The following is a 24,385-nucleotide window of genomic DNA, read 5'->3' on the forward strand; positions in this document are numbered from 1 at the left end:
AATCTTCGGGTTATACCCTAGTCACTTGCTCTAATCGTTTCTGCTATTCTTTTGTGACTGCGTCACGTTCAAGATCGACAGGGACGAAGTCAGCGGCATCTTCGTCATTAGATAACGCTAATCCGTCTGCTTTCTTCGTTTCCTCATCGTCTTCTAAATCTCTCATTTCTATTTCTTCTTCATCGCCAGATAAGATTTTCACATCCATACCTAAACTTTGAAGTTCTTTGATTAACACTTTGAATGATTCAGGGACACCTGGTTCAGGTACGTTATCCCCTTTGACGATAGCTTCGTAAGTTTTCACACGACCTACAACGTCATCCGACTTAACTGTTAAGATCTCTTGAAGGGTGTAAGCTGCACCATAAGCTTCAAGTGCCCATACTTCCATCTCTCCGAAACGCTGACCACCAAATTGTGCTTTACCGCCAAGTGGCTGCTGCGTCACAAGTGAGTACGGTCCTGTTGAACGAGCGTGAAGTTTATCGTCAACCATGTGAGCCAGTTTGATCATATACATGATTCCAACAGATACACGGTTGTCGAATGGTTCACCAGTTCGACCATCATAAAGGACTGTTTTCGCATCACGAGACATACCTGCTTCTTCAAGCGTTTCCCAAACATCTTCCTCACGAGCACCATCAAATACTGGTGACGCGATGTGAATGCCAAGGTAACGTGCAGCCATACCCATATGAAGCTCAAGTACCTGACCGATGTTCATACGAGATGGTACCCCTAGAGGGTTTAACATGATATCAATCGGTGTTCCATCTGGAAGATATGGCATATCTTCTTCTGGAAGGATTTTGGAGATAACCCCTTTGTTACCATGTCGTCCGGCCATTTTGTCACCTTCAGAAATTTTACGTTTCTGAACGATGTATACACGAACTAACTGGTTCACACCTGGTGGCAATTCATCTCCATCTTCGCGATTAAAGACTTTCACATCGTGGATAATACCACCGCCGCCGTGTGGAACACGAAGAGACGTATCACGAACTTCTCGAGCCTTTTCACCAAAGATAGCGTGTAATAGACGTTCCTCAGCTGTCAGTTCTGTTACACCTTTAGGCGTTACTTTACCAACAAGAAGATCTCCGTCTTTGACTTCTGCACCGATACGGATGATTCCACGCTCGTCAAGGTTGCGCAATGCGTCTTCCCCAACGTTTGGAATATCACGTGTAATTTCTTCAGGTCCAAGCTTCGTATCACGAGCTTCTGATTCATATTCTTCAATATGAATAGATGTGTAGACGTCGTCTTTTACAAGGCGCTCACTCATAATGATTGCATCCTCATAATTGTAACCGTCCCAAGTCATAAAGCCGACCATCACGTTACGTCCTAGAGCCAATTCACCTTTTTCCATAGAAGGACCGTCTGCAAGAATTTCTCCTTTGACGACTTCATCTCCAACACTAACGATTGGACGCTGGTTATAGCAAGTCCCTTGGTTAGAGCGGACAAATTTCAGCAAGCTGTATTTGTCTAGGTTTCCTTTGACTTGTTGTCCGTCGACCTCTTCATAACGGCGAACCCAAATATTTTTCGCTTCAACACGTTCTACAACACCTGGGTAGCGACAGATCACAGCAGCACCGGAGTCTTTACCTGATACATACTCCATTCCTGTACCAACAATTGGTGCTTCTGGCTGCATCAAAGGCACAGCCTGACGTTGCATGTTCGCTCCCATTAGAGCACGGTTAGAGTCATCGTTTTCTAAAAATGGGATACATGCTGTCGCTGCAGAAACAACCTGCTTTGGCGATACATCCATATAGTCAACTCGGTTTCGAGGTACAACTGTGTTTTCCCCTCTAAAACGAGCAATGATGTTGTCATCTATAAATGAGCCATCTTCATCTAACTGAGCGTTCGCTTGTGCTACAACGTAGTTATCCTCTTCATCAGCTGTCAAGTAATCAATTCTTGGTGTCACTTTACCTGTTTCAGGGTCAACCCTGCGGTAAGGTGTTTCGATAAAGCCGAAACGGTTCACTTTCGCAAATGAAGATAGAGAGTTGATCAAACCGATGTTTGGACCCTCTGGCGTTTCGATTGGACACATACGACCATAGTGAGAGTAGTGAACGTCACGAACTTCCATTCCTGCACGCTCACGAGTCAAACCACCTGGTCCAAGTGCTGATAGTCGACGTTTATGAGTCAATTCAGCAAGCGGGTTTGTTTGATCCATGAACTGAGAAAGCTGAGAGCTACCAAAGAACTCTTTGATAGAAGCGATCACAGGACGGATGTTAATCAATTGCTGAGGTGTAATCGTGTTTGTGTCTTGGATAGACATTCTTTCACGAACAACACGCTCCATTCTGCTTAAACCAATACGGAATTGGTTTTGCAGAAGTTCACCTACAGAACGTAGACGGCGATTACCTAGGTGGTCGATATCATCTGTATCGCCTACACCGTGCAACAGGTTAAAGAAGTAACTGATCGATGCAATAATGTCAGATGGCGTGATGTTTTTTACAGTTTCGTCTACATATGCATTGCCAATCACATGAATCACTTGTTCGCCTTCTGGATCAGTTGGTGCATAAATCTTGATAGACTGAAGCTCTACTTCATCTTCTACTACACCACCATTCGGATAAAGCTTTCTAAATCCGATGCCGTTCTCTAAGTATGGAAGAATTTTATCAAGAACTCTTCTATCTATAATTTGACCTTTTTCTGCTAGAATTTCACCTGTTTCAGGATCAACTAACGTTTCAGCTAGTTTTTGATTGAAAAGTCTATTTTTAATATGAAGCTTTTTATTAATCTTGTAGCGTCCAACATTTGCTAAGTCGTACCTCTTTGGATCAAAGAAGCGTGAGTCTAGCAAGCTCTTCGCATTTTCAACAGTTGGCGGTTCTCCAGGACGAAGACGCTCGTAGATTTCAAGAAGTGCTTTATCAGCATTCTCTGTGTTGTCTTTTTCCAACGTATTGCGTAAGTATTCATTCTCGCCAATGATGTCAAGAATCTCTTGATCAGAGCTGAAGCCGAGAGCACGCAAAAGAACCGTAACCGGCAACTTACGTGTGCGATCGATGCGTACATATACTACATCCTTCGCATCAGTTTCGTATTCTAACCATGCGCCACGGTTTGGAATGACAGTCGCAGTAAAGCCTTTTTTACCGTTTTTGTCTACTTTACCACTGAAGTATACACTTGGAGATCGCACTAACTGAGAAACGATTACACGTTCCGCACCATTAATGATAAAAGTACCTGTGTCTGTCATAATTGGGAAATCACCCATGAACACATCTTGGTCTTTTACTTCTCCAGTTTCTTTGTTAATGAGACGAACTTTCACTCTTAGTGGAGCAGAGTAAGTTACGTCACGTTCTTTTGATTCTGCTACAGGATACTTAGGATCCCCTAGGCTATAATCAATGAATTCAAGAGAAAGGTTGCCAGTAAAATCCTCAATTGGGGATATATCTTGAAACATCTCTCTAAGACCCTCATCAAGAAACCACTGATAAGAAGAGGTTTGAATTTCAATGAGATTTGGTAATTCTAACACTTCGCTTATGCGTGCGTAACTTCTGCGCTGGCGGTGTCGTCCATACTGAACTAGTTGACCTGTCAACTGATTCACCCCTCAAATCATGCGTATTATATGTGTAAAAAGTATTTCGCTCTTTTGCATGTCAGAATAGAAATACTTTTACAAGACAAAAGAAAAAAGGGTTTCTAAAATAAGAAAACCACATCCAAAAGCAAATACCGATTTTATTAGTTTTCCCAAGTATGCATAATTTATACAAAATAGTTGTTTTTTAAGCCTATCAAGCAAAATATACATATTGGCATTTTATAATGTTAACACAGCTCGGAAACTGCGTCAAACTTTTTTAGCTTTGATCACATAATAGCCCTTTTTTTTCTTAACGACCGTCACTTCTTTAAAGAGCTGTTTTAATTTTTCAATCGCAGATGGCCCGCCTTGCTTTTTCTGAATAACCACCCACAATTCACCTTCTGGCAATAAATGATCAGCACTTTTTTCAAAGATCGCATGTACAACTTTCTTCCCTGCCCGGATGGGGGGATTGGTCAGTATCGAGGCAAAAGTAGCTGATGAATGAACATTCGAGAACAAATCACTTTGATAGATGCGGACATTATCAATGCGATTATGTTTAGCGTTTTCCTTTGAAAGTTCGACTGCTCTTTCGTTCACATCAATCATATGAATGGTGCGACTTGTCATTTCGTTTGCTAATGATAAGCCGATCGGTCCATAACCGCAACCGACATCTAAGACGTCGCCATCCAATTCAGGTTCTTCGAAAGCTTCAATTAAAAGCCTTGAACCATAGTCGACTTCTTTCTTAGAAAACACTCCACTATCACTTGTAAAAGTAAAGGTACGGTTTCTCAAGGTGAAGTCCCATGTCTTTTTATTACTTTTCACTGATGGCTTTTCCGTATAGTAGTGGTCACTCATATTGAATGGACCTCCTCTGGATTCAATCGTTTCAGGAGATTAGAAAAGAAAAAGCCCGCCAGTAAAAGCGAGCTTTTCCAAAAGATTAGGCGAAGATTACTTAACTTCTACAGAAGCGCCAACTTCTTCAAGCTTAGCTTTAAGTTCTTCAGCTTCTTCTTTAGCAATACCTTCTTTAAGTGGTTTTGGAGTGTTGTCAACAAGTTCTTTAGCTTCTTTTAAGCCAAGACCAGTGATTTCACGAACTACTTTGATTACTTTGATTTTTTGATCTCCAGCACCAGCAAGGATTAGATCAAAGTCAGTTTTCTCTTCAGCAGCGCCACCAGCAGCAGCACCAGCTACAGCTACAGGTGCAGCAGCCGTTACGCCAAATTCTTCTTCGATTGCTTTTACTAAGTCGTTTAACTCAAGTACAGTTGCTTCTTTAACTGAAGCAATGATTTCTTCGATATTTAAAGCCATTTGTAATTCCTCCATTTTAAGTTATTTTACGTCAAGTACGCATTAAGCGCCTTGTTCTTCTTTTTGTTCTGCAACTGCTTTAGTTGCAAGAGCAAGATTACGGACTGGAGCTTGAAGAACGCTAAGCAACATAGAAAGCAAGCCTTCGCGAGACGGAAGTTCAGCAAGAGCCTTCACTTCTTCTACAGTCGCTACATTTCCTTCGATGACACCAGCTTTAATTTCTAAAGCCTCGTGGTTTTTCGCAAAGTCATTGATGATCTTCGCAGGTGCGATTACATCTTCGTTACTGAATGCGATCGCATTTGGACCAGTCAAGAATTCATTCAAACCAGTCAATTCAACTTGTTCAACCGCACGGCGAGTCAAAGTATTTTTGTAAACTTTAAATTCTACACCAGCTTCACGAAGTTGCTTACGAAGTTCTGTTACTTCAGCAACTGAAAGACCGCGATAATCAACGATCACTGTTGATTTACTGTCTTTAAATTTAGAAGTAATTTCATCAACGACTACTTTTTTAGTTTCGATTGCGTTGCTCATGGTTACACCTCCTGTACATTCTTTGTGTAACACTTATACCGATCAGGCCATCACGTTCCTAACGAACGGTTCTTCATATAAAAAGCCTCCATCAAGACATGGAGGCTGTATATACAAGCATACGTTAACGTAAGACTGTGACATATACACCTCGGCGGGTTATTTAAGCCATAAGGCCCCTGCTGTCTACGGTATAAATGGACATTATTCTATTTTACAACATTTTGATGTTATCAAAATGTTTGTGATTAGTCAAGAATTATTTTGAAGCAGAGAAAGATGATGGATCCACTTTCACGCCAGGTCCCATTGTAGATGTAATAGAAACGTTTTTCACGTATACACCTTTAGACGCTGCAGGTTTTGCTTTAAGGATGGTCTCGTAAATTGTTGTAAAGTTCTCAACAAGCTTCTCGTCCTCAAAAGAAACCTTCCCGATTGGCGCATGGATGTTACCAGCTTTATCAACGCGGTATTCAACTTTACCAGCTTTGATTTCATTGATTGCTTTTTCCACTTCAAATGTAACAGTTCCTGTTTTAGGGTTTGGCATAAGACCTTTTGGCCCAAGTACACGACCGATCTTACCAACTTCACCCATCATGTCAGGTGTTGCAACGATTACATCGAATTCGAACCAGCCTTGTTGGATTTTTGTGATGTAATCAGAATCTCCAACGTAGTCTGCTCCAGCAGCTTCTGCTTCTTTTGCTTTTTCGCCTTTAGCGAATACAAGAACGCGTTGAGTTTTACCAGTTCCATTAGGAAGTACAACTGCACCGCGGATTTGTTGATCGTTTTTACGAGGGTCTACGCCCAAACGAAAAGCAACTTCTACAGTCGCATCAAATTTCGCTGTATTTGTTTTCTTTGTAAGAGAAACAGCTTCAGCTACATCGTACGCTTTAGAACGGTCGATCAGCTTAGCAGCTTCTGTATACTTTTTACCTTTTTTAGCCATTATAAAAATCCTCCTTATGTGGTTTTAGCGGAATAACCTCCCACGAATAAGGGTTGCGAACTTGTCAAAACCAAACTCGCAACCCAACAAGACAAAAAAATTAATCTTCGATGACAATACCCATACTGCGTGCAGTACCTTCAACCATACGCATAGCTGATTCAACGCTAGCAGCGTTTAAATCAGGCATTTTTGTTTCTGCGATTTCGCGTACTTTATCACGCTTAACAGTTGCAACTTTATTACGGTTAGGTTCACCAGAACCGGACTCAATACCAGCTGCTTTTTTAAGTAAAACCGCAGCAGGTGGAGTTTTAGTAATAAATGTAAATGAACGGTCTTCAAAAACCGAAATTTCAACAGGAATGATAAGACCAGCTTGGTCAGCTGTACGAGCGTTAAACTCCTTACAGAATCCCATGATATTAACACCGGCTTGACCTAGTGCAGGTCCAACTGGTGGAGCTGGGTTAGCTTTTCCAGCAGGAATTTGCAATTTAACAACTTTTACTACTTTTTTAGCCACGAGACACACCTCCTTAAAGTCCGTGATGTGGTAATAGGGGAATCCCCCTCCCACTCAACAACTTCATTCTTTATATGAATGACGAAATAACTAGCTAGCGATCTTGAAGTAACTCAAGACGTACCTTAGCTATATTACCACTTCTATACACTCATTTCAAGCTCTTTTCAATTACAATTTATCGATCTGTGTGAACTCAAGTTCAACAGGTGTTTCTCTACCAAACATATTAACGAATACTTTCACTTTATTTTTATCATAATCAATTTCTTCGATAGAGCCAGTGAAGTTCGCAAATGGTCCATCAATGACCTTCACTGTTTCTTTTAGTTCAAAGTCGATTTCTGTCTTGCGTTCTTCAAGACCCATTCTCTTCAGAATGGTTTCCGCTTCGCCTGGTAATAGTGCTGTCGGCTTTGAACCTGATCCAGCTGATCCGACGAACCCTGTGACACCTGGTGTATTACGTACCACATACCATGAGTCATCTGTCATCACAATTTCAACAAGAACATAACCTGGGAACACTTTCTTTTTGACGACTTTTTTCTTACCATTTTTAATATCAGTTTCTTCTTCTTCTGGTACGACAACGCGGAAGATTTTATCTTGCATGCCCATTGATTCAACACGCTTTTCCAAGTTCGCTTTTACTTTATTTTCATAGCCAGAGTACGTATGCACAACATACCAATTCTTTTCCATTTTCGTTTAGGACTATTCAGTCCTTCCCTCCCCACATTTCATAATGTCTATTAGACGAATCTCGAGTAACGGTGGATATTTTCAAGCAATTGAAAAAACCCGCAAAACGGGTTTTTTGGCGAGTCATATTATGATCTATTATAGCACGTTCAGCAGACCATTATTCAAGTATTAATGAATTAATTCGATTAATTGTGAGATTCCTATATCAAGAAGAGAGAAAAAAACTGCAAAGAAAACGACTGTCAAAATAACAGTGACTGTGTAACGAACCATTTCGTTTTTCTTTGGCCAACTGACCTTTTTCATTTCTTTCCCGACACTTTTTAGGAAACTGATAATACGCATGTAAAAGACCTCCACAGATTAAAGAACGCAAATCTTACTTCGTTTCTAAATGTGTTTTATGTGAATGACAAGTCTTGCAATATTTCTTAACTTCTAATCTTTCAGCTGCTGAAGCAACACTTTTCATTGTCGTATAATTGCGGCTCCCGCAGTCTTTACAGGCTAGAGTCACTTTTTTCCTCATAATTTACACCTATTTTCTCGACATCATTTCCTTAGTACCTTATCACAGTGTCGAAAAAGCTGTCAATATAGGTTTTACTAGAGACTGATTTCACGAAGCTCTAAATATTTTTCCAGTTTCCTCTTCACTCTTTGGAGAGCGTTATCAATAGATTTCACATGACGGTTCAAATCTTCAGAAATCTCCTGATAGGATCTGCCATCCAGATAAAGCACAAGTACTTTTCTTTCCAGCTCACTTAATAGTTCACCCATTTTCATTTCAATATCATCAAATTCTTCTTTGCTAATGATCAGATCTTCTGGGTTAAGCGCTTTAGCACCGGAAATGACATCCAATAATGTTCTGTCCGATTCTTCATCGTATATTGGCTTGTCTAATGATACATAGGAATTTAACGGGATATGTTTTTGGCGAGTAGCTGTTTTAATTGCGGTGATAATTTGGCGGGTAATACATAATTCTGCAAAAGCCTTAAATGAAGTAAGCTTGTCCTCTCTGAAATCACGAATAGACTTATAAAGCCCAATCATCCCCTCTTGGACAATGTCCTCACGATCCGCTCCAATCAGAAAATAAGATCTTGCTTTTGCACGTACAAAATTGCGGTATTTCGTTATTAAATAATCTAGCGCATCACTATCTCCGACATGAACCCTTTCAATGACTTGTTCATCTTCCAACTGGCAAAATTGCTCTCTGATGGATTTACCCTTGCTGTTGTTTAGAGTCACTTCGATCCCCCCGACCGCACCTAGATAGAAATATTATACAATAATGGTTGAAATATCGTCAAGTTATTCTAAATGGCCCCGCCGCCATTTTTCAAACGTTTTCAATACATCTTCTGACAATTCAATTTTGGATGCTGGTTTATCAGAAGTAATCTTTTTTACACGTGTTTCAATCTTTCTTTCTATTACTTCAATTTCCCTCAGTAGCTCTCGAGCAGATTTACGAAGAGCACCTTGTCCAAAAATCGCCCATTGTTCCGTATAATCAGATGTTGCCACATGGATTTGCGTCCGGATATTATTCAAATCTTGTGCCAGCTTTTCAATTCGCTCATCAGCCGTTTCGTTCTCTCTCGTAAAAATGACCTCTACTCGGTGGTTTGTCTGCTTTTTTTCGATTCCTTTGACCATGTGGGCATCGAATACAACAATAACTCGATACCCTGTATATGCTTGGTATTCTGCTAAATTTTGAATTAGTACGTCTCTGGCTTCTTCAAAGCTGTTTTCCTTTAAGTGTTGCAAACGAGGCCATGCACCGATCATGTTGTATCCATCGACTAAGAGGATATCCATCTCTATTCTCCTAACGGATAACGTTTTCGATAAACTTCATACATCAACAAGCTGGCGGCAACTGATGCATTCAATGAAGTCACCTTCCCGATCATTGGCAGCTTAATTAGGAAATCGCATTTTTCCTTAATTAATCGACCAATACCTTTTCCTTCACTGCCGATAACAAGAGCTAGAGGCATCGTTCCATCAAACTGTCTGTAATCCTGTTTAGCAGATGCATCTGTTCCTGCAATCCAAATCCCTCTTTCTTTCATCTCATCTAAAGCTCTTGAAAGATTGGTTACTTTTGCTACGGGAATATGCTCGATCGCTCCAGTAGATGCCTTTGCGACGGTTGTCGTCAAGCCGACTGCTCGCCTTTTTGGAATGACGATCCCATGCGCACCAACAGCATCTGCCGTACGCATAATGGATCCCAAATTATGAGGGTCTTCAATCTCATCTAAAATAAGGAAAAATGGCTGTTCATTTCGCTTTTGTGCAATTTGATATAGATCTTCTAATTCCGCATATTCATAAGCAGCTACTTGTGCCACAATTCCTTGATGCTGACCGGATACCATTTGATCAAGCTTTTTCCTCGGAACATACTGTATGGTGATATTCTGCTTTTTGGCGAGTTCAATGACCTGCTGGGCTTGTCCTTTTACAGTGTTTTCTGCCATCCAGAGCTTGTATAACTCTCTGTCAGATTTCAACGTCTCAATCACTGCATTCTTCCCAATCACATAATCATGTTGCTGACTCATTTGTCTTCCTCCCTGACGTTCCGATTTCAATCGCTTGACGGATTAGCTCTTCTAAGCGCTCGTCCTGCTTTTCAATAAATAAATAACCCATGACCGCTTCAAACGCCGTACTATAACGATACGTTTGAACGTCTGTGTTTTTAGGCACTGTGCCTGATTTTGCATTTCTTCCTCTTTTTAACACCGCTTCTTCTTTTTCAGTAAAGAAGCCTCTCTGCTGAAGTTCAAATAAAATGGCGGCTTGGGATTTAGCTGATACAATTTTGCTTGCTCGTTTATGCAGTTCATTTGGTTTTGTCGCCCCCGTTTGGAGGAGGTAATGCCTGACATATACTTCAAAGATGGCATCACCCATATAAGCAAGCGCAAGTCCGTTCAACTGCTTTCCGTCTTTCAGCTTTTCAAAATTCAACATGACTTTATTCTCCTCTTTTCCAACGAGTCCCTTGAGGAGTATCCTCCAATACAATATTCATGCTCTTTAACTGGTCACGAATTTGATCAGACAGTGCAAAGTCGCGATTTCGTCTAGCTTCATTACGTTTTTCTATTAACGCTTCTACTTCTTCATCAAGTGCGTGCTTTTCTTCTAATGAGAAGCCAAGAACTGAAGTGATTTCTTTGAACAGTTCAATGAATGCCTTGATGACTTCTTCTGATGTATGATCATTCTCCATATAGTAATTGGCCTGTTTCGCTAATTCAAATAAGACAGAAATAGCATTCGCTGTATTAAAATCATCATTCATTTCAGCAATAAATGTAGCACGCTGTTCTTCAATTTTCGCCAACCATTCAGCGTGATCGTCTGTTAAATTGGTGCTACTCTCAAGACGATGTTGTAAGTTAGCAAAAGATGTTTTTAGTCTGTTAAATGCACTTTTTGTACTCTCCAATAAGTCAATTGAGTAATTAATTGGATGACGATAGTGAACAGATAACATAAAGAATCGAAGGACATCTGGGTCTTGTTCTTTAATAATGTCATGAACAAGCACAAAGTTTCCAAGTGACTTTGACATTTTTTCATTATCAATGTTGATATACCCGTTATGCATCCAATACTTTGCAAAAGGTTTTCCTGTCAAAGCCTCAGATTGGGCGATTTCATTCTCATGATGGGGGAATGTTAAGTCCTGTCCACCTGCATGAATATCAATGGTATCACCTAAATATTTCTTCACCATTGCTGAACACTCGATATGCCAACCTGGGCGTCCTTCGCCCCATGGACTCTTCCACGAGATTTCCTGATCCTTTGCAGCCTTCCATAAAGCAAAGTCCAGCGCATCTCTTTTCTTTTCGCCTATACGAATACGTGCGCCTGTCTTCAGTTCATCAATTGATTGGTGAGAAAGCTTTCCATAACCTTCAAATGAACGTGTGCTGTAATACACATCGCCATCCGCTTCATAAGCGTACCCTTTTTCAATCAATGTGGCGATAAAAGCAATGATATCATCCATATTTTCTGTCACTCGAGGATGCAGGTCTGCTTTTTTGCAACCTAGTGCACTGACGTCTTCGAAATATGCTTGGATAAACCGGTCAGCAATAGTTGGAACATCTTCTCCTAATTCATTTGCCGCTTTAATGAGTTTATCATCGACATCTGTAAAGTTTGATACAAAGTGTACATCATAACCGCTGTATTCTAAATACTTACGAACAGTGTCATACACAATAGCTGGCCTTGCATTCCCAATATGAATGTAATTATAAACGGTTGGTCCGCACACATACATCTTGACCTTTCCTGGTTCAAGCGGGATAAATTCTTCCTTCTTACGAGTCAATGTATTATAAATATTGATTGTCATGATTGTTCTTCCTTTCTGCTCAATGAAGCTAGCTCACGTTTTAGTTTTTCCATTTCTCGTTCCAATTCTTTAAAACGATCGGAAACTGGATCAGGCAAATCTTGATGATTGAGATCACGATTGATTTTTTTCCCATTTTGAACCACCACGCGCCCAGGTATACCTACAACTGTTGAATGGTCTGGGACATCTTTTAACACAACTGACCCTGCACCAATCTTGGACCCTTTTCCAACAGTAATGGAACCAAGCACCTTTGCACCAGTGGCAATGAGGGCATCATCTAAAATAGTTGGATGTCGCTTTCCCTTTTCTTTCCCTGTTCCTCCTAACGTCACGCCTTGGAAAACGGTTACGTTGTTTCCGATTTCACATGTTTCTCCGATCACGACACCCATGCCGTGATCAATGAAGAAGCGCCTGCCGATTGTCGCCGCTGGATGAATCTCAACACCTGTAAAAAACCGGCTGACCTGGGAAATGACCCGCGCAATAAAATATAGTTTGCGCTTATAAAATGCATGCGCGATACGATGAGCCCAAATCGCATGAAGCCCCGAATAGGTTAGCACGACTTCAATATAGCTTCTAGCAGCAGGATCTTGATCAAACACAGTATCAATATCTTCTTTCAGCATTTTGAAAAACACATGCTCCCCCCCGTTCTTCCAAATCAATCTCTCTAAAAAATTGCTCTCTTTTTAGACAAATAAAAAACGCCTCTGCCATCTGACAGAGACGTTTTGAAACGCGGTTCCACTCTGTTTAGAAAGCTCTCTTACCTTGCAAGCTTTCTCAACTTAATCCCGTAACGGAGGTCACCGCCCTTGCATACTTACTTATGTGTTCCTCAAGGGTCTTGAGGGTGCATTTCCAAAGTCTGCCCATAAGTCTCTTTCAGCCGGTGAAGACTCTTTCTGTGATGGGTGAAAACTTTGTACTTCTCCCTCGCAACGATTTTACTTATAGTTGTTTAATACGGTTTAATACCGTTTCTTTTCCTAAAAGTTCAATGCTTTGCGGAAGTTCTGGACCATGCGTTTGTCCTGTGACAGCCACACGAATTGGCATGAATAGTTTCTTGCCTTTGTGCCCTGTTTCTTTTTGAACAGCTTTAATCGCAGCCTTAATTTCATCAGGTGTGAAAGACTCAAGGCGCTCAAGCTGTTCTGCAAAAGATGCCAAGACTTCTGGAACTTGCTCTTCTGCTAAAACTGCCTTTGCCTCTTGATTATACTCAATTTGCTCTTTAAAGAACAACTCTGTTAACTCAACAATTTCTGCTCCGTAGCTAAGCTGCTCTTGATAAAGAGAAATCAATTTACGTACCCAAACACTTTCCTCTTCCGTCAATTGTTCACTGACTTTTCCTGCTTTTTGAAGATGTGGAAGTGTTAATTGCACAACTTGATCAAGATCAAGTGCTTTCATGTATTGGTTATTCACCCATTTTAGTTTATGCATATCAAATAGAGCTGGTGACTTTGAAAGTCGGTTTACATCGAAAATTTCAATGAATTGCTCTTTTGTAAATAGTTCTTCTTCACCAACTGGAGACCATCCAAGTAATGAAATGAAGTTAAACAACGCTTCCGGTAAATAGCCCAAGTTCTTATATTGCTCGATGAATTGAATAATGGATTCATCACGTTTACTTAGTTTCTTACGATTCTCGTTGACGATCAATGTCATATGTCCGAAAAGCGGTACATCCCAGCCAAAAGCCTTGAATACCAAGATTTGTTTAGGTGTATTAGAGATATGATCCTCACCGCGGAGAATGTGTGTCATTTTCATCAAATGATCATCAACTGCAACAGCGAAGTTATAAGTGGGCGTGCCATCTTTCTTCACAATAACAAAGTCACCGATACCATCCGTTTCAAAAGAAATATCACCTTTGACCATGTCGTTAAATTTGATCATTTCACCTTTTGGTACACGGAAGCGAATACTTGGCTCTCTTCCTTCAGCAATAAGCTTGTCCTCTTCTTCTTTTGATAAATGACTGCATTTCCCAGAATATCTAGGCATTTCACTGCGGGCAATTTGCGCTTCACGTTCTTGCTCTAGTTCTTCAGCCGTACAATAGCACTTATAAGCCAAGTCCTTATCTAACAGCTCCTCATAATATTTCTTGTAAATATCATTACGCTCTGATTGTCTGTAAGGACCATAGCCACCATCTTTATCAACGCTCTCATCCCAATCAATGCCGAGCCATTTTAAATGACGGAGCTGACTTTCCTCACCGCCTTCTACATTACGTTTTTGATCCGTATCTTCAATACGAATAATAAATTTGCCGCCTTGACTGCGTGCGAACAAATAATTAAAAAGAGCCGTTCTAGCATTCCCAATATGTAAATGACCAGTTGGACTCGGTGCATAACGAACACGCACTTCATTTCCCATGAGTTTAACTTCCTTTCATCTGCACATGTTGTCTGACATTTTTTTATATACGTATTTTATCATCAAATACCTTTCGCATCAAAACGGATTTTACTTTCTCTGAAGAAGCACTGTCGCCTGTGACGCAATTCCTTCTCCTCTGCCTGTAAATCCGAGTTTCTCCGTAGTCGTTGCTTTTACATTCACCTGAGTGACATCCGCCTCAAGCGCTTCTGCAATTTTCTCACACATTGGTTGAATGTATGGAGCCATCTTTGGCTTCTGAGCCATGATCGTGCAATCAATATTCACCAGCGTATAACCTTTTTCTTTCACAAGTGCCCACACATGCTGAAGTAATTTGAATGAATCAGCACCTTTAAATTCAGGGTCAGTGTCTGGGAAGTGTCGACCAATGTCCCCTTCACCAATCGCACCTAGACATGCGTCTGCCACCGTATGAAGCAGTACGTCAGCGTCTGAATGACCGAGCAGCCCCTTTTCATAGGGAATGGTTACCCCGCCGATAATAAGGGGTCTTCCCTCTGTTAACTGATGTACATCAAAGCCTTGTCCTATTCTAAACATGTTCTAGTTCCCTCTTTCCGCCTCCATAATTGCCCTAGCAACCAATAAATCATCCGGTGTTGTCAGCTTAATATTGGTATAGTCTCCTTGGACAATATACACACTCTCACCCTGTAGTTGTTCAACAAGGCTAGCGTCGTCTGTTCCAAGGAAACCTGTCTGTTCCGCATATTCATGCGCCTCTTTTAAAATAGAATGACGAAAAGCTTGTGGGGTCTGGACTGCCCACAAGCTCTGACGTTCAATGGTTTGCTCCACTTTGCCTTCTTGAACGCGTTTAATTGTGTCTTTCACTGGTACCGCTACGACTGCGGAGCCTTTTTCAATCGCGGCTTTAACGAGTAAGTCAATCTGTCTATGCTTAATAAAAGGCCTTGCACCATCATGCACAAGCACGATGTCCGCATCTTTTACTGCTTTCAATCCTTCGTATACACTTTGCTGACGTTCTTCACCGCCAGTGACGAGTGAAACAGGCGTTTGAAAAGCGTATACCTTTAGTAGCCTTTCAAAGTCACGACGCTCCTCTTCATTGATCGCAAGGATCATGCGTTTGCATGGTGAATGGGCGTCAAACACCTTCAGTGTATGAATGATGACCGGCATTCTTTTCAGTTCAATAAAAAGTTTATTGCGGCCGGCCTTCATTCGTTTCCCCTGCCCCGCAGCCGGAATAACTACTTCATAATACATGTTCGTTCTCCCTTTAGAGCGCCTTCTCCAGAAGTTTTGGCTTCGCAAAAATCATTCTTCCAGCAGCAGTCTGAAGCACACTTGTGACCAATACATCAATGTCTTTTCCAATGTAATTGCGTCCTTCTTCGACAACAATCATCGTACCGTCATCTAAGTAGGCAACACCTTGGTTGTGCTCTTTCCCATCTTTAATGACCTGTACCTTCATTTCTTCCCCAGGCAATACGACCGGTTTGACCGCATTCGCTAGATCATTGATGTTTAACACTGCTACTTTTTGAAGTTCGCATACTTTATTTAAATTAAAATCATTTGTCACAACAACACCTGAAGTTAACTTAGCGAGCTTCACAAGCTTGCTATCAACCTCTTGAATGTCCTCGAAGTCACCTTCGTAAATCTCAACTTTGATATCCAACTCTTTTTGAATACGATTTAAAATATCAAGACCTCTTCGGCCTCTATTTCTTTTTAAGACGTCAGATGAGTCTGCAATATGCTGTAATTCTTCTAACACAAATTGAGGAATCACCATAATTCCTTCTAGGAATCCAGTTTGACAAATATCTGCGATTCTTCCATCTATGATAACACTTGTGTCTAAAATTTTCAGCTTTTTATCTTCTATTTCAGGTTCATCATCAATTGCTCCTTTTTTCTTGCTGACCTTTCCAGATCTTGAGAACAGCCCCATCATTTCATCCTTCTTCTTAAATCCTACTTGGAATCCAAGGTATCCTAAAAAGAAAGCCAGGAAAATTGGGAAAATCGTTCCAAAAATATGATATGGAATATTGTTTAGCGGGATCACGTTTACAATAAGATAAGCTAGAATAAGTCCAAATACTAAACCGAAACTTCCGGATATAAGATCAGGAAGAGGTGCCTTCAATAGAGAATCCTCGATCCATTTCATCCAATTCACAACATAGCCTGTGCACCATTTGCCGACGATGAAGAACACTGCCGCTCCTATTAGTGCTGAAAAGTAAGCATTTGTTATGAAAGGTATGTCCTTTACATTTAACAGTAGAAATAACTCTGGAATGATAAAAATTCCCACAACTGCACCCAAAATGATAAAAAACACCTGAACGATTCTTTTTAACATACCTTCACCTCCTTTATTTTTCATCTGTCTATCCACCTTCACCTGACATTGATATATGTTTAAGTTTCCCATCATGATCAACAGAAAACAAAAAGCATCATTAATATACCCAAATTCATCCATTTTTAACCGCAAATGAGAAGATTTTTCCTTTTTTATAGTTGGCGATCAATATAATGTTTTTCTTGTAATCTTTTTAATCCTTTTTTTATCTTCTTCGCTCTTACTTCTCCAATTCCTTCTACTTCATCCAATTCTTGTACATCTGCTTCCATAATTCGATCGAGCACACCGAATGCTTCAACGACATTTTCGACGATTGGCATAGGCAATCTAGGGATTTTATGCAGTAATCTGTATCCCCTTGTGTACACATAATCGTCAATATTTGTAGAAGCCGGATATCCAAGTAACTTGTACAGAATCGAATCATCTAAAAGTTCAAAACTAGACATATCTTGGAGCTGTTTGAGCAAAACATATGGATCTTTAATCTTTTCTTTCACGTAATCTTTAATAAATAAAGCTGCTTCTTGCTCCATATCTGTTATGAGCTCATTTACTTGCAGACGAATCAGATGTCCTTCTGTTCCGAGCTCTTTGATATACATATTAATTTCATTTTTAATTCTTAGCACCATTTCATAGCGATGCAGAACTGACAGCACATCACCAAATGTCACAAGCTCTTCAAATTCTAGGGCGCTTAACGTAGATATGGCATGGTCTAAAATCGTTTTATACTTCTCAAGTGTTTGAATGGCCTGATTGGCCTTCGTTAAAATAAACCCAATATCCTTCAAAGTATAACGACGATTTCCTTGGTATAAGGTAATGACATTTCTCCGTTCAGAAATCGCAATAATTAAGCACCCAGTCTGTTTTGCTACACGTTCAGCCGTTCGATGTCTCATGCCTGTTTCTGAAGAATGAATCGTTGCGTCTGGCATGAGCTGTGTATTCGCATACAAGATTTTTTGACCAGAGTCACTTAAAATAATGGCTCCATCCATTTTGGCCAATTCATATAAGTGTGCTGGGGAGAAGGCTGAATTAATGTGAAAACCTCCATCTACCACTGCTTTGACCTTATCATTATAACCAACGACAATTAACCCCCCAGTCTTGGCTCTCAATACATTTTCGATCCCTGCTCGCAGAGGTGTTCCTGGAGCCACAAACTGGACAATATCTAAGAGATCTACTTCTCTCGCTCCTTTTTTCTCTTTTTCCATTTCTATGATCCCCCTAGTGAAATACGAAGTGCCTCCGCTACATTTTCTACACCGACTAACTCAATCCCTCTAGGCTTTTTCCATCCATCCATATTCGCCTGAGGAATGAACATTCGCTTAAACCCTAGTTTAGTAGCTTCCTGTACACGCTGTTCAATTCTTGATACTCTTCTGACTTCTCCAGTCAGACCGACTTCTCCTATAAAGCAATCCGCTTGATGCGGTGCTGCATCCTTAAAGCTTGATGCAATACTGACGGCAATTGCTAGGTCAATGGCTGGTTCATCAAGCTTCACACCGCCAGCGACTTTTAAATACGCATCCTGATTCTGCAGCAACAATCCTACACGTTTTTCTAAGACTGCCATCAGTAATGACACACGATTATGATCAAGACCTGTTGCCATTCTCCGCGGATTCCCAAAGCTTGTTGGCGCAATTAATGCTTGTATTTCCACAAGAACGGGTCTTGTTCCTTCCATTGAAGCAACGACACACGAACCTGATACACCCGCTGACCGCTCTTCTAGAAAAATTTCAGACGGGTTTAATACTTCCGAGAGCCCTTCCTCTCTCATTTCAAAAATTCCTAATTCATTTGTAGAACCAAACCGGTTTTTTACTGCTCTTAGGATACGAAATGTATGATGCCGCTCTCCTTCAAAATAAAGAACAGTGTCAACCATATGCTCTAAAAGGCGCGGTCCTGCAATCGACCCTTCTTTGGTCACGTGACCAACGATAAAAATAGGGATTCCGTTCGTCTTCGCAATCTTCATCAATTGTGCTGTGCACTCCCTCACCTGAGAAACAGATCCAGGTGCTGATGTAATATCGCTTTGATAAACTGTTTGAATCGAATCCACCACAACAAAAGCGGGTTTCATCTCTTGTATAGCAGACGTTATATACTCCATATCAGTTTCAGCCAAAACATGTAAAGAGGCACTTTCAATGCCAAGACGGTCTGCTCTCAGTTTGGTTTGTTTGATTGACTCCTCTCCAGATATGTATAACACATTCTGTTTCTGGTCTGAGAGCTGTGCTGACACTTGTAATAACAATGTGGATTTACCAATACCAGGGTCTCCGCCAATCAGAACAAGAGAGCCTTTGACAATTCCACTTCCTAATACTCGGTTAAATTCTTCTAAATTTGTTTTGATTCGGGGTTCTTCTGATGTTTCAATTGTAGATATTGGTGAAGGTTGATGAACGGTTTGTACAGAATGGTTAAAAGCACTTCGGCGGTTTGCTGGCTCTTTGCGAATGACCTCTTCTGTCATACTGTTCCATGTGCCGCAGCCAGGACATTTCCCCATCCACTTGGCTGATTCATAGCCGCATGATTGGCATATAAATTTCGATTTTGTCTTTGCCATAGATTGAAGAATACAACTCCTTATACTGTTCAAAAAATAAGTAAAGTGAGGCATACGTATTGTCGGTATGCCTCTCTTTTTTTCTTACCATATTAATTCGTAGCAGCAGTTGCTTTTACGACAAATTCTCCATTTTCAACATCTATTACGACATGTTGCCCCTTTTGAATGTTGCCCTTCAGCAATTCCTCAGAAAGACGATCCTCCACATGCTTTTGAATCGCTCTTCTTAACGGACGAGCTCCATACTCAAGGTCTACACCTTCGTCGGCGATCTTCGCTTTCGCTGCCTCCGTTAGTTCAATTGAGAGATCCTGCTCTTTTAATCGTTTAGTCAATTGATCGGACATGAGGGAAACGATCTCTTTTAGATGCTTTTTCTCAAGTGAGTGGAAAACGATGATTTCATCAATACGGTTGATGAATTCTGGTCTAAATGCACGCTTTAACTCACCCATTACTTTCCCTTTCATATCTTTGTAATTTTGACTTTCATCTTGAACGTTGAAGCCGACATATTTATTTCGCTTCAGTTCACTAGCACCAACGTTTGATGTCATAATCAAAATGGTATTTCTAAAATCTACTGTACGCCCTTTAGAATCAGTTAGACGTCCATCTTCTAACACTTGCAGTAAGATATTAAACACATCTGGATGCGCTTTTTCGATCTCATCTAACAGCACTACAGAATATGGTTTTCTTCTTACTTTTTCTGTTAATTGACCACCTTCGTCATAGCCAACATAGCCTGGAGGTGAACCAACAAGTCTTGACGTAGAGTGCTTCTCCATGTACTCAGACATGTCAATACGGATCATCGCTTCTTCATCACCGAAAATAGACTCAGCCAGTGCTCTTGCAAGCTCAGTTTTACCAACCCCTGTTGGACCTAAGAAGATAAAGGAGCCAATCGGGCGTTTTGGATCTTTTAATCCGGCACGAGCACGTCTCACTGCTTTTGCTACAGCGACAACAGCTTCATCCTGTCCAATGACTCGGGAATGGAGCAATTGTTCCATATTCAGAAGCTTATCTGTTTCGGTCTGTGCAATTTTTGAAACAGGTACTCCCGTCCAACTGGACACAACCATCGCAATATCATCTACAGATACCTCTGAATTCTCTTGACCCTGCTTTTCTTTCCACGTTTTCTTAGTCACTTCTACTTTTTCACGAAGACGCTGCTCTGTATCACGTAATGAAGCTGCTTTTTCAAATTCTTGACTTTGAACAGCTGCATCCTTTTCTTTTCGAACCTCATCCAGCTTTTGCTCTAGTTCCTTTAAATTAGGCGGTGTGGTGAAAGAACGTAAACGCACCTTCGAACCTGCTTCATCAATCAGGTCAATCGCCTTATCAGGAAGGAAACGATCAGAAATGTAACGATCAGATAACTTCACCGCAGCTTCAATTGCTTCATCCGTAATGGATACACGATGATGCGCTTCATAACGATCTCTCAGTCCTTTTAAAATTTGAATACTCTCATCGACAGATGGCTGATCGACTTGAATTGGTTGGAAGCGGCGTTCTAATGCAGCATCCTTTTCAATATATTTACGATATTCATCTAACGTGGTTGCCCCAATACATTGAAGCTCACCGCGTGCTAAAGATGGTTTTAAAATATTAGAAGCATCAATGGCCCCCTCTGCTCCACCAGCACCTATCAATGTATGAAGTTCATCAATGAAGAGAATAATATTTCCAGCCTGACGAATTTCATCCATGACTTTTTTTAAACGATCCTCGAATTCACCGCGATACTTCGTTCCCGCTACAACGGTTCCCATATCGAGTGTCATCACTCGTTTATCACGTAAGATTTCTGGTACTTCATTGTGGATAATTTGCTGTGCAAGACCTTCTGCGATGGCTGTTTTACCAACACCAGGTTCACCGATTAGCACAGGGTTATTCTTCGTTCTTCTACTTAATACCTCTATCACACGTTGAATTTCTTTGCTTCGGCCAATGACAGGATCTAAACTGTCCTCTTTTGCAATAGCTGTTAAATCTCTAGCCAAACTATCCAATGTTGGCGTATTTGCATTGCTATTAGATCCTGCAGTAGAGGTACCAGTCTCATTGCTACCAAGCAACTGTAATACTTGTTGACGCGCTTTATTTAAGCTCACTCCGAGATTATTTAATACGCGGGCAGCAACACCCTCGCCTTCACGAATCAGCCCTAAAAGAATATGTTCTGTCCCTACATAGGAATGACCTAGCTTTCTCGCTTCATCCATTGAAAGCTCAGTAACCTTCTTTGCTCTTGGCGTATAATGAGGAATAGCTTGAGATACCTCTTGTCCTCTCCCAATCAAGCTTTCAACTTCTTTTTGGATTTTTTCTGAAACAAGACCCAGTGCTTCTAATGCTTTTGCGGCAATTCCTTCACCTTCGCGTACAAGACCAAGTAAAATATGCTCTGTTCCGATGTTCTTATGGCCTAGGCGAATAGCTTCTTCTTGTGCAAGCGCTAATACCTTTTGAGCTCTTTCAGTGAATCTTCCAAACATCATATCGTTTCATCCTCCTGTCCATTCCTATGCATTTCTAAGCGCAGCCTTTCTCTAATAATCGCTGCTCGTTTGATATCTCTTTCATTTGGCTCCAAGGCTCCTCCTGAATATTGTTGGAGAAAACCAGGCTGCGTTAAAATCATGAGCTCATTCAGTATATTACTTGAAAGCCCCTTAATGATACCTAAATCAATTCCAAGCCGCACATCCGAAAGACACTTTGCTGTCTCCTTCGATTCAATCATGCGACAATTGGCCAATATTCCTAAAGAACGGTATACTCTGTCCTCAAGTTCAATTTTAGACGTTTGATATAATGCTTTTCGTGCAGATCGCTCTTGTTCAATGAGTTGAGCTGTCACACTATTCAAGTCATCCACAATATTCTCTTCTGATTGACCAAGCGTCATTTGATTCGAGATCTGAAAGATGTTTCCTATTGCTTCGCTACCCTCACCATAAATTCCTCTGACCACAAGGCCTAATTGATTAATTGCAGGAATGATGCGATTCATTTGTCTTGTGAGAGCTAATGCTGGTAAATGCATCATGACTGACGCCCTAATTCCTGTGCCTACATTGGTTGGACAGCTTGTTAAGTATCCCCGCTTTTCTGAAAACGCATAATCCACCTGCTCTTCAATCCAGTCATCTACTTGATTTGCAACCTTTAAAGCATTTGCAAGCTGAAATCCAGGGAACAAGCATTGGATACGAATATGGTCTTCTTCATTTAGCATCACGCTGATTTCTTCATTTTTAGAAAGCAAGCAGCCACCAAACCTTGACTCTGCCAAGTTAGGGCTAATCAGATGTTTTTCAACAAGTACCCTCTTCGCTAAAGGCTGCGTTTCATTCATTCGAATAAGAACAAAGTTTCCAATATCTTTTACTTCTTGGCTAGCAAACTTCTGCTCGAATTGCTGGAGAACAGCTTCAGCTTCTTCTTGAGAAAACTGAGTTGGGAAACGAACATGCTCTAGATTACGTGCTAGCCGAATGCGACTGCTTAGAACGATGTCACTTTCTGGTCCTTTTTGTTTCATCCATTGACTCAATGCGTCTTGAATAAAGTGCTGGAGTGACATGTCGTTAATCTCCCTCCCTCTGCTGAGATTGCTCTTGCTCTAATGCTCGAATTTGATCTCGAACTTCCGCTGCTTTTTCAAACTCTTCCTGCTCAATTAGCTGTTTTAACTCTTGTTGCATCATCTCGAGCTTCCGGCGTACATGAAGGTTGCCGGCAATTCGTTTTGGAACTTTTCCATTATGAACTGTATTTCCACTATGAACTTTCCGGAACACAGGATTAAGATACTGATCAAACGTCCGATAGCATTCTGCACAACCAAAGCGACCCGTTTTTCTAAATTGCTGAAAGGTTAACCCACATTTTGGACATTGGTTCACTTCTCTCGCTTCTTGAAAAATAGATGATCCTTTATTAGCACTGGATGTAAAGCTCGGATCAATATTTAATAATCCTGACAATAAGTTGTGAATCGAGAAACCTTGGTTTCCACTCATAGCATATGAATCACTGTTTTCTTTTGCACATTGCTCACATATGTGCATTTCTTGTTTTTCTCCATTTATAACTTTTGTAAAGTGAAAAGTGGCTGGTCTCTCATTGCATTCTTGACAAATCAATCTTTTCACCCGCTTTACTTTAATTTTAAAGCATTTAACATTGCTTTCATCATCCGAGCCCTCAGCTCATCACGTTCAGGTAAATCAATGTGCAATACAGAACGGTCCATGACACTGATCATCATCTTTGCTTCTCTTTCAGATAAAATGTTATTTTCAACAAGACGCATGATGATATGATCAGATGCAGCCTGTGATAAACGATGATATATTTGAGAAATAATGTTGTTCAATAAATCGACTTCATCATTCATTTTGACTTTAATAATGCGGATATAGCCACCGCCTCCACGCTTACTTTCAACGATATAGCCTCTTTCACTTGTAAAGCGTGTATTGATAACATAGTTAATTTGTGAAGGTACACATTGAAACTTATCTGCAATTTCATTGCGCTTAATTTCTAATATTTCTCGACCATTCTGTTCCAAGACTTCCTTCAAATACTGCTCGATGATATCAGAAATATTTTGTGCCACTCCGCCTCCTCCTCCATTGACTTTGACTATATTTGACTTTAATCTTACTATAAATTTTTTTGATCAATTTTTCAAGATAATCGCTCAACTAAGAATATTATTTCCACATTTATCTTATGTCAAACCTCTGAAAAACACAAAAAAGACCAGTTCCGAATGGAACTGATCTTTAGACAAGCTTGGCGGCGTCCTACTCTCACAGGGGGAGACCCCCAACTACCA

General features: G+C 40.6%; 25 protein-coding genes and 2 other annotated features. All 25 genes read right to left on the reverse strand.

Annotated features, from left to right (window positions below; all coding sequences use genetic code 11):
* Positions 1-43: 43 nt before the first annotated feature.
* Positions 44-3,625: a DNA-directed RNA polymerase subunit beta gene (gene rpoB / locus ACIQCE_RS15725; RefSeq protein WP_400495929.1), complete on the reverse strand. Its 3,582-nt coding sequence runs from the start codon at positions 3,623-3,625 to the stop codon at positions 44-46.
* Positions 3,626-3,880: 255 nt separating this feature from the next.
* Positions 3,881-4,486 carry a class I SAM-dependent methyltransferase gene (locus ACIQCE_RS15730; RefSeq protein WP_400495931.1) on the reverse strand — a complete coding sequence of 202 codons (606 nt, stop codon included), beginning with the start codon at positions 4,484-4,486 and terminating at the stop codon, positions 3,881-3,883.
* A 96-nt stretch (positions 4,487-4,582) separates the two neighbouring features.
* Entirely contained in the window at positions 4,583-4,951 is a 369-nt protein-coding gene (rplL, locus tag ACIQCE_RS15735) for a 50S ribosomal protein L7/L12 (protein WP_353854014.1), read from the reverse strand.
* Positions 4,952-4,993: 42 nt separating this feature from the next.
* Positions 4,994-5,494: a 50S ribosomal protein L10 gene (rplJ, locus tag ACIQCE_RS15740; RefSeq protein ID WP_400495934.1), complete on the reverse strand. Its 501-nt coding sequence runs from the start codon at positions 5,492-5,494 to the stop codon at positions 4,994-4,996.
* Between the two features lie 69 nt (positions 5,495-5,563).
* Positions 5,564-5,704, reverse strand: a sequence feature (ribosomal protein L10 leader region).
* Positions 5,705-5,753: 49 nt separating this feature from the next.
* On the reverse strand, positions 5,754-6,455 hold the full coding sequence (gene rplA, locus ACIQCE_RS15745) for a 50S ribosomal protein L1 (RefSeq protein ID WP_353854016.1): 702 nt from the start codon (positions 6,453-6,455) through the stop codon (positions 5,754-5,756).
* A gap of 100 nt (positions 6,456-6,555) precedes the next feature.
* A complete protein-coding gene (gene rplK / locus ACIQCE_RS15750; RefSeq protein WP_003216956.1) occupies positions 6,556-6,981 on the reverse strand; it encodes a 50S ribosomal protein L11 in 426 nt (141 codons plus the stop codon).
* A gap of 171 nt (positions 6,982-7,152) precedes the next feature.
* Positions 7,153-7,686 (reverse strand): transcription termination/antitermination protein NusG, encoded by a 534-nt coding sequence (gene nusG / locus ACIQCE_RS15755; protein WP_268498225.1) that lies wholly within the window; start codon positions 7,684-7,686, stop codon positions 7,153-7,155.
* Positions 7,687-7,857: 171 nt separating this feature from the next.
* On the reverse strand, positions 7,858-8,034 hold the full coding sequence (gene secE / locus ACIQCE_RS15760; RefSeq protein ID WP_400495937.1) for a preprotein translocase subunit SecE: 177 nt from the start codon (positions 8,032-8,034) through the stop codon (positions 7,858-7,860).
* 34 nt (positions 8,035-8,068) lie between these two features.
* Positions 8,069-8,218 carry a 50S ribosomal protein L33 gene (rpmG, locus tag ACIQCE_RS15765; protein ID WP_400495939.1) on the reverse strand — a complete coding sequence of 50 codons (150 nt, stop codon included), beginning with the start codon at positions 8,216-8,218 and terminating at the stop codon, positions 8,069-8,071.
* A 77-nt stretch (positions 8,219-8,295) separates the two neighbouring features.
* Complete coding sequence (sigH, locus tag ACIQCE_RS15770; protein WP_353854019.1) at positions 8,296-8,952, reverse strand: RNA polymerase sporulation sigma factor SigH; 657 nt, start codon at positions 8,950-8,952, stop codon at positions 8,296-8,298.
* 63 nt (positions 8,953-9,015) lie between these two features.
* Positions 9,016-9,528, reverse strand: a complete 513-nt coding sequence (rae1, locus tag ACIQCE_RS15775) for a ribosome-dependent mRNA decay endonuclease Rae1/YacP (protein WP_400495941.1) — start codon at positions 9,526-9,528, stop codon at positions 9,016-9,018.
* Between the two features lie 2 nt (positions 9,529-9,530).
* Complete coding sequence (gene rlmB, locus ACIQCE_RS15780; protein WP_400495943.1) at positions 9,531-10,280, reverse strand: 23S rRNA (guanosine(2251)-2'-O)-methyltransferase RlmB; 750 nt, start codon at positions 10,278-10,280, stop codon at positions 9,531-9,533.
* Complete coding sequence (locus ACIQCE_RS15785; RefSeq protein ID WP_353854022.1) at positions 10,264-10,695, reverse strand: Mini-ribonuclease 3; 432 nt, start codon at positions 10,693-10,695, stop codon at positions 10,264-10,266. The genes rlmB and ACIQCE_RS15785 overlap by 17 nt, the downstream gene beginning before the upstream one ends.
* 4 nt (positions 10,696-10,699) lie before the next feature.
* Complete coding sequence (gene cysS / locus ACIQCE_RS15790) at positions 10,700-12,100, reverse strand: cysteine--tRNA ligase (RefSeq protein WP_400495945.1); 1,401 nt, start codon at positions 12,098-12,100, stop codon at positions 10,700-10,702.
* A complete protein-coding gene (gene cysE / locus ACIQCE_RS15795; RefSeq protein ID WP_353856637.1) occupies positions 12,097-12,750 on the reverse strand; it encodes a serine O-acetyltransferase in 654 nt (217 codons plus the stop codon). Before cysE ends, cysS begins: the two co-directional genes overlap by 4 nt.
* 81 nt (positions 12,751-12,831) lie before the next feature.
* Positions 12,832-13,063 (reverse strand) — a binding site (T-box leader).
* Entirely contained in the window at positions 13,064-14,515 is a 1,452-nt protein-coding gene (gene gltX / locus ACIQCE_RS15800; protein ID WP_400495947.1) for a glutamate--tRNA ligase, read from the reverse strand.
* Positions 14,516-14,605: 90 nt separating this feature from the next.
* Positions 14,606-15,082: a 2-C-methyl-D-erythritol 2,4-cyclodiphosphate synthase gene (gene ispF / locus ACIQCE_RS15805; RefSeq protein WP_353854025.1), complete on the reverse strand. Its 477-nt coding sequence runs from the start codon at positions 15,080-15,082 to the stop codon at positions 14,606-14,608.
* 3 nt (positions 15,083-15,085) lie between these two features.
* A complete protein-coding gene (gene ispD / locus ACIQCE_RS15810; protein WP_353854026.1) occupies positions 15,086-15,775 on the reverse strand; it encodes a 2-C-methyl-D-erythritol 4-phosphate cytidylyltransferase in 690 nt (229 codons plus the stop codon).
* Positions 15,776-15,788: 13 nt separating this feature from the next.
* Positions 15,789-16,889: a PIN/TRAM domain-containing protein gene (locus ACIQCE_RS15815; protein WP_353856638.1), complete on the reverse strand. Its 1,101-nt coding sequence runs from the start codon at positions 16,887-16,889 to the stop codon at positions 15,789-15,791.
* Between the two features lie 155 nt (positions 16,890-17,044).
* Entirely contained in the window at positions 17,045-18,124 is a 1,080-nt protein-coding gene (disA, locus tag ACIQCE_RS15820; RefSeq protein WP_353854027.1) for a DNA integrity scanning diadenylate cyclase DisA, read from the reverse strand.
* Between the two features lie 2 nt (positions 18,125-18,126).
* Positions 18,127-19,506 (reverse strand): DNA repair protein RadA, encoded by a 1,380-nt coding sequence (radA, locus tag ACIQCE_RS15825; RefSeq protein ID WP_400495949.1) that lies wholly within the window; start codon positions 19,504-19,506, stop codon positions 18,127-18,129.
* Between the two features lie 92 nt (positions 19,507-19,598).
* The gene (clpC, locus tag ACIQCE_RS15830; protein WP_353854029.1) at positions 19,599-22,034 is read right to left on the reverse strand and encodes an ATP-dependent protease ATP-binding subunit ClpC; all 2,436 of its coding nucleotides are present in this window, start codon (positions 22,032-22,034) and stop codon (positions 19,599-19,601) included.
* Positions 22,031-23,122, reverse strand: a complete 1,092-nt coding sequence (mcsB, locus tag ACIQCE_RS15835; protein WP_353854030.1) for a protein-arginine kinase McsB — start codon at positions 23,120-23,122, stop codon at positions 22,031-22,033. Before mcsB ends, clpC begins: the two co-directional genes overlap by 4 nt.
* A 4-nt stretch (positions 23,123-23,126) precedes the next feature.
* Positions 23,127-23,684, reverse strand: coding sequence for a protein-arginine kinase activator protein McsA (gene mcsA, locus ACIQCE_RS15840; RefSeq protein WP_353854031.1), 558 nt, complete (start codon positions 23,682-23,684; stop codon positions 23,127-23,129).
* 14 nt (positions 23,685-23,698) lie between these two features.
* A complete protein-coding gene (locus ACIQCE_RS15845; protein WP_353854032.1) occupies positions 23,699-24,163 on the reverse strand; it encodes a CtsR family transcriptional regulator in 465 nt (154 codons plus the stop codon).
* Positions 24,164-24,385 lie beyond the last annotated feature (222 nt).

Source organism: Bacillus sp. NPDC093026, from assembly GCF_044754665.1.
Lineage (GTDB): Bacteria > Bacillota > Bacilli > Bacillales > Bacillaceae > Bacillus > Bacillus maqinnsis.

Bases quoted from the DNA above. Each gene is read 5' to 3' on its own strand.
- rplL (WP_353854014.1), bottom strand. From the start codon at position 4,951: ATGGCTTTAAATATCGAAGAAATCATTGCTTCAGTTAAAGAAGCAACT.
- ispD (WP_353854026.1), bottom strand. From the start codon at position 15,775: ATGTATTATGAAGTAGTTATTCCGGCTGCGGGGCAGGGGAAACGAATG.
- secE (WP_400495937.1), bottom strand. From the start codon at position 8,034: ATGCGTATTATCAGTTTCCTAAAAAGTGTCGGGAAAGAAATGAAAAAG.
- gltX (WP_400495947.1), bottom strand. From the start codon at position 14,515: ATGGGAAATGAAGTGCGTGTTCGTTATGCACCGAGTCCAACTGGTCAT.
- rplA (WP_353854016.1), bottom strand. From the start codon at position 6,455: ATGGCTAAAAAAGGTAAAAAGTATACAGAAGCTGCTAAGCTGATCGAC.
- rplJ (WP_400495934.1), bottom strand. From the start codon at position 5,494: ATGAGCAACGCAATCGAAACTAAAAAAGTAGTCGTTGATGAAATTACT.
- nusG (WP_268498225.1), bottom strand. From the start codon at position 7,686: ATGGAAAAGAATTGGTATGTTGTGCATACGTACTCTGGCTATGAAAAT.
- clpC (WP_353854029.1), bottom strand. From the start codon at position 22,034: ATGATGTTTGGAAGATTCACTGAAAGAGCTCAAAAGGTATTAGCGCTT.
- rlmB (WP_400495943.1), bottom strand. From the start codon at position 10,280: ATGAGTCAGCAACATGATTATGTGATTGGGAAGAATGCAGTGATTGAG.
- disA (WP_353854027.1), bottom strand. From the start codon at position 18,124: ATGGAAAAAGAGAAAAAAGGAGCGAGAGAAGTAGATCTCTTAGATATT.
- rpmG (WP_400495939.1), bottom strand. From the start codon at position 8,218: ATGAGGAAAAAAGTGACTCTAGCCTGTAAAGACTGCGGGAGCCGCAAT.
- radA (WP_400495949.1), bottom strand. From the start codon at position 19,506: ATGGCAAAGACAAAATCGAAATTTATATGCCAATCATGCGGCTATGAA.
- cysS (WP_400495945.1), bottom strand. From the start codon at position 12,100: ATGACAATCAATATTTATAATACATTGACTCGTAAGAAGGAAGAATTT.
- ACIQCE_RS15730 (WP_400495931.1), bottom strand. From the start codon at position 4,486: ATGAGTGACCACTACTATACGGAAAAGCCATCAGTGAAAAGTAATAAA.
- mcsB (WP_353854030.1), bottom strand. From the start codon at position 23,122: ATGTCACTCCAGCACTTTATTCAAGACGCATTGAGTCAATGGATGAAA.
- ACIQCE_RS15815 (WP_353856638.1), bottom strand. From the start codon at position 16,889: ATGTTAAAAAGAATCGTTCAGGTGTTTTTTATCATTTTGGGTGCAGTT.
- rae1 (WP_400495941.1), bottom strand. From the start codon at position 9,528: ATGGATATCCTCTTAGTCGATGGATACAACATGATCGGTGCATGGCCT.
- ACIQCE_RS15785 (WP_353854022.1), bottom strand. From the start codon at position 10,695: ATGTTGAATTTTGAAAAGCTGAAAGACGGAAAGCAGTTGAACGGACTT.
- ispF (WP_353854025.1), bottom strand. From the start codon at position 15,082: ATGTTTAGAATAGGACAAGGCTTTGATGTACATCAGTTAACAGAGGGA.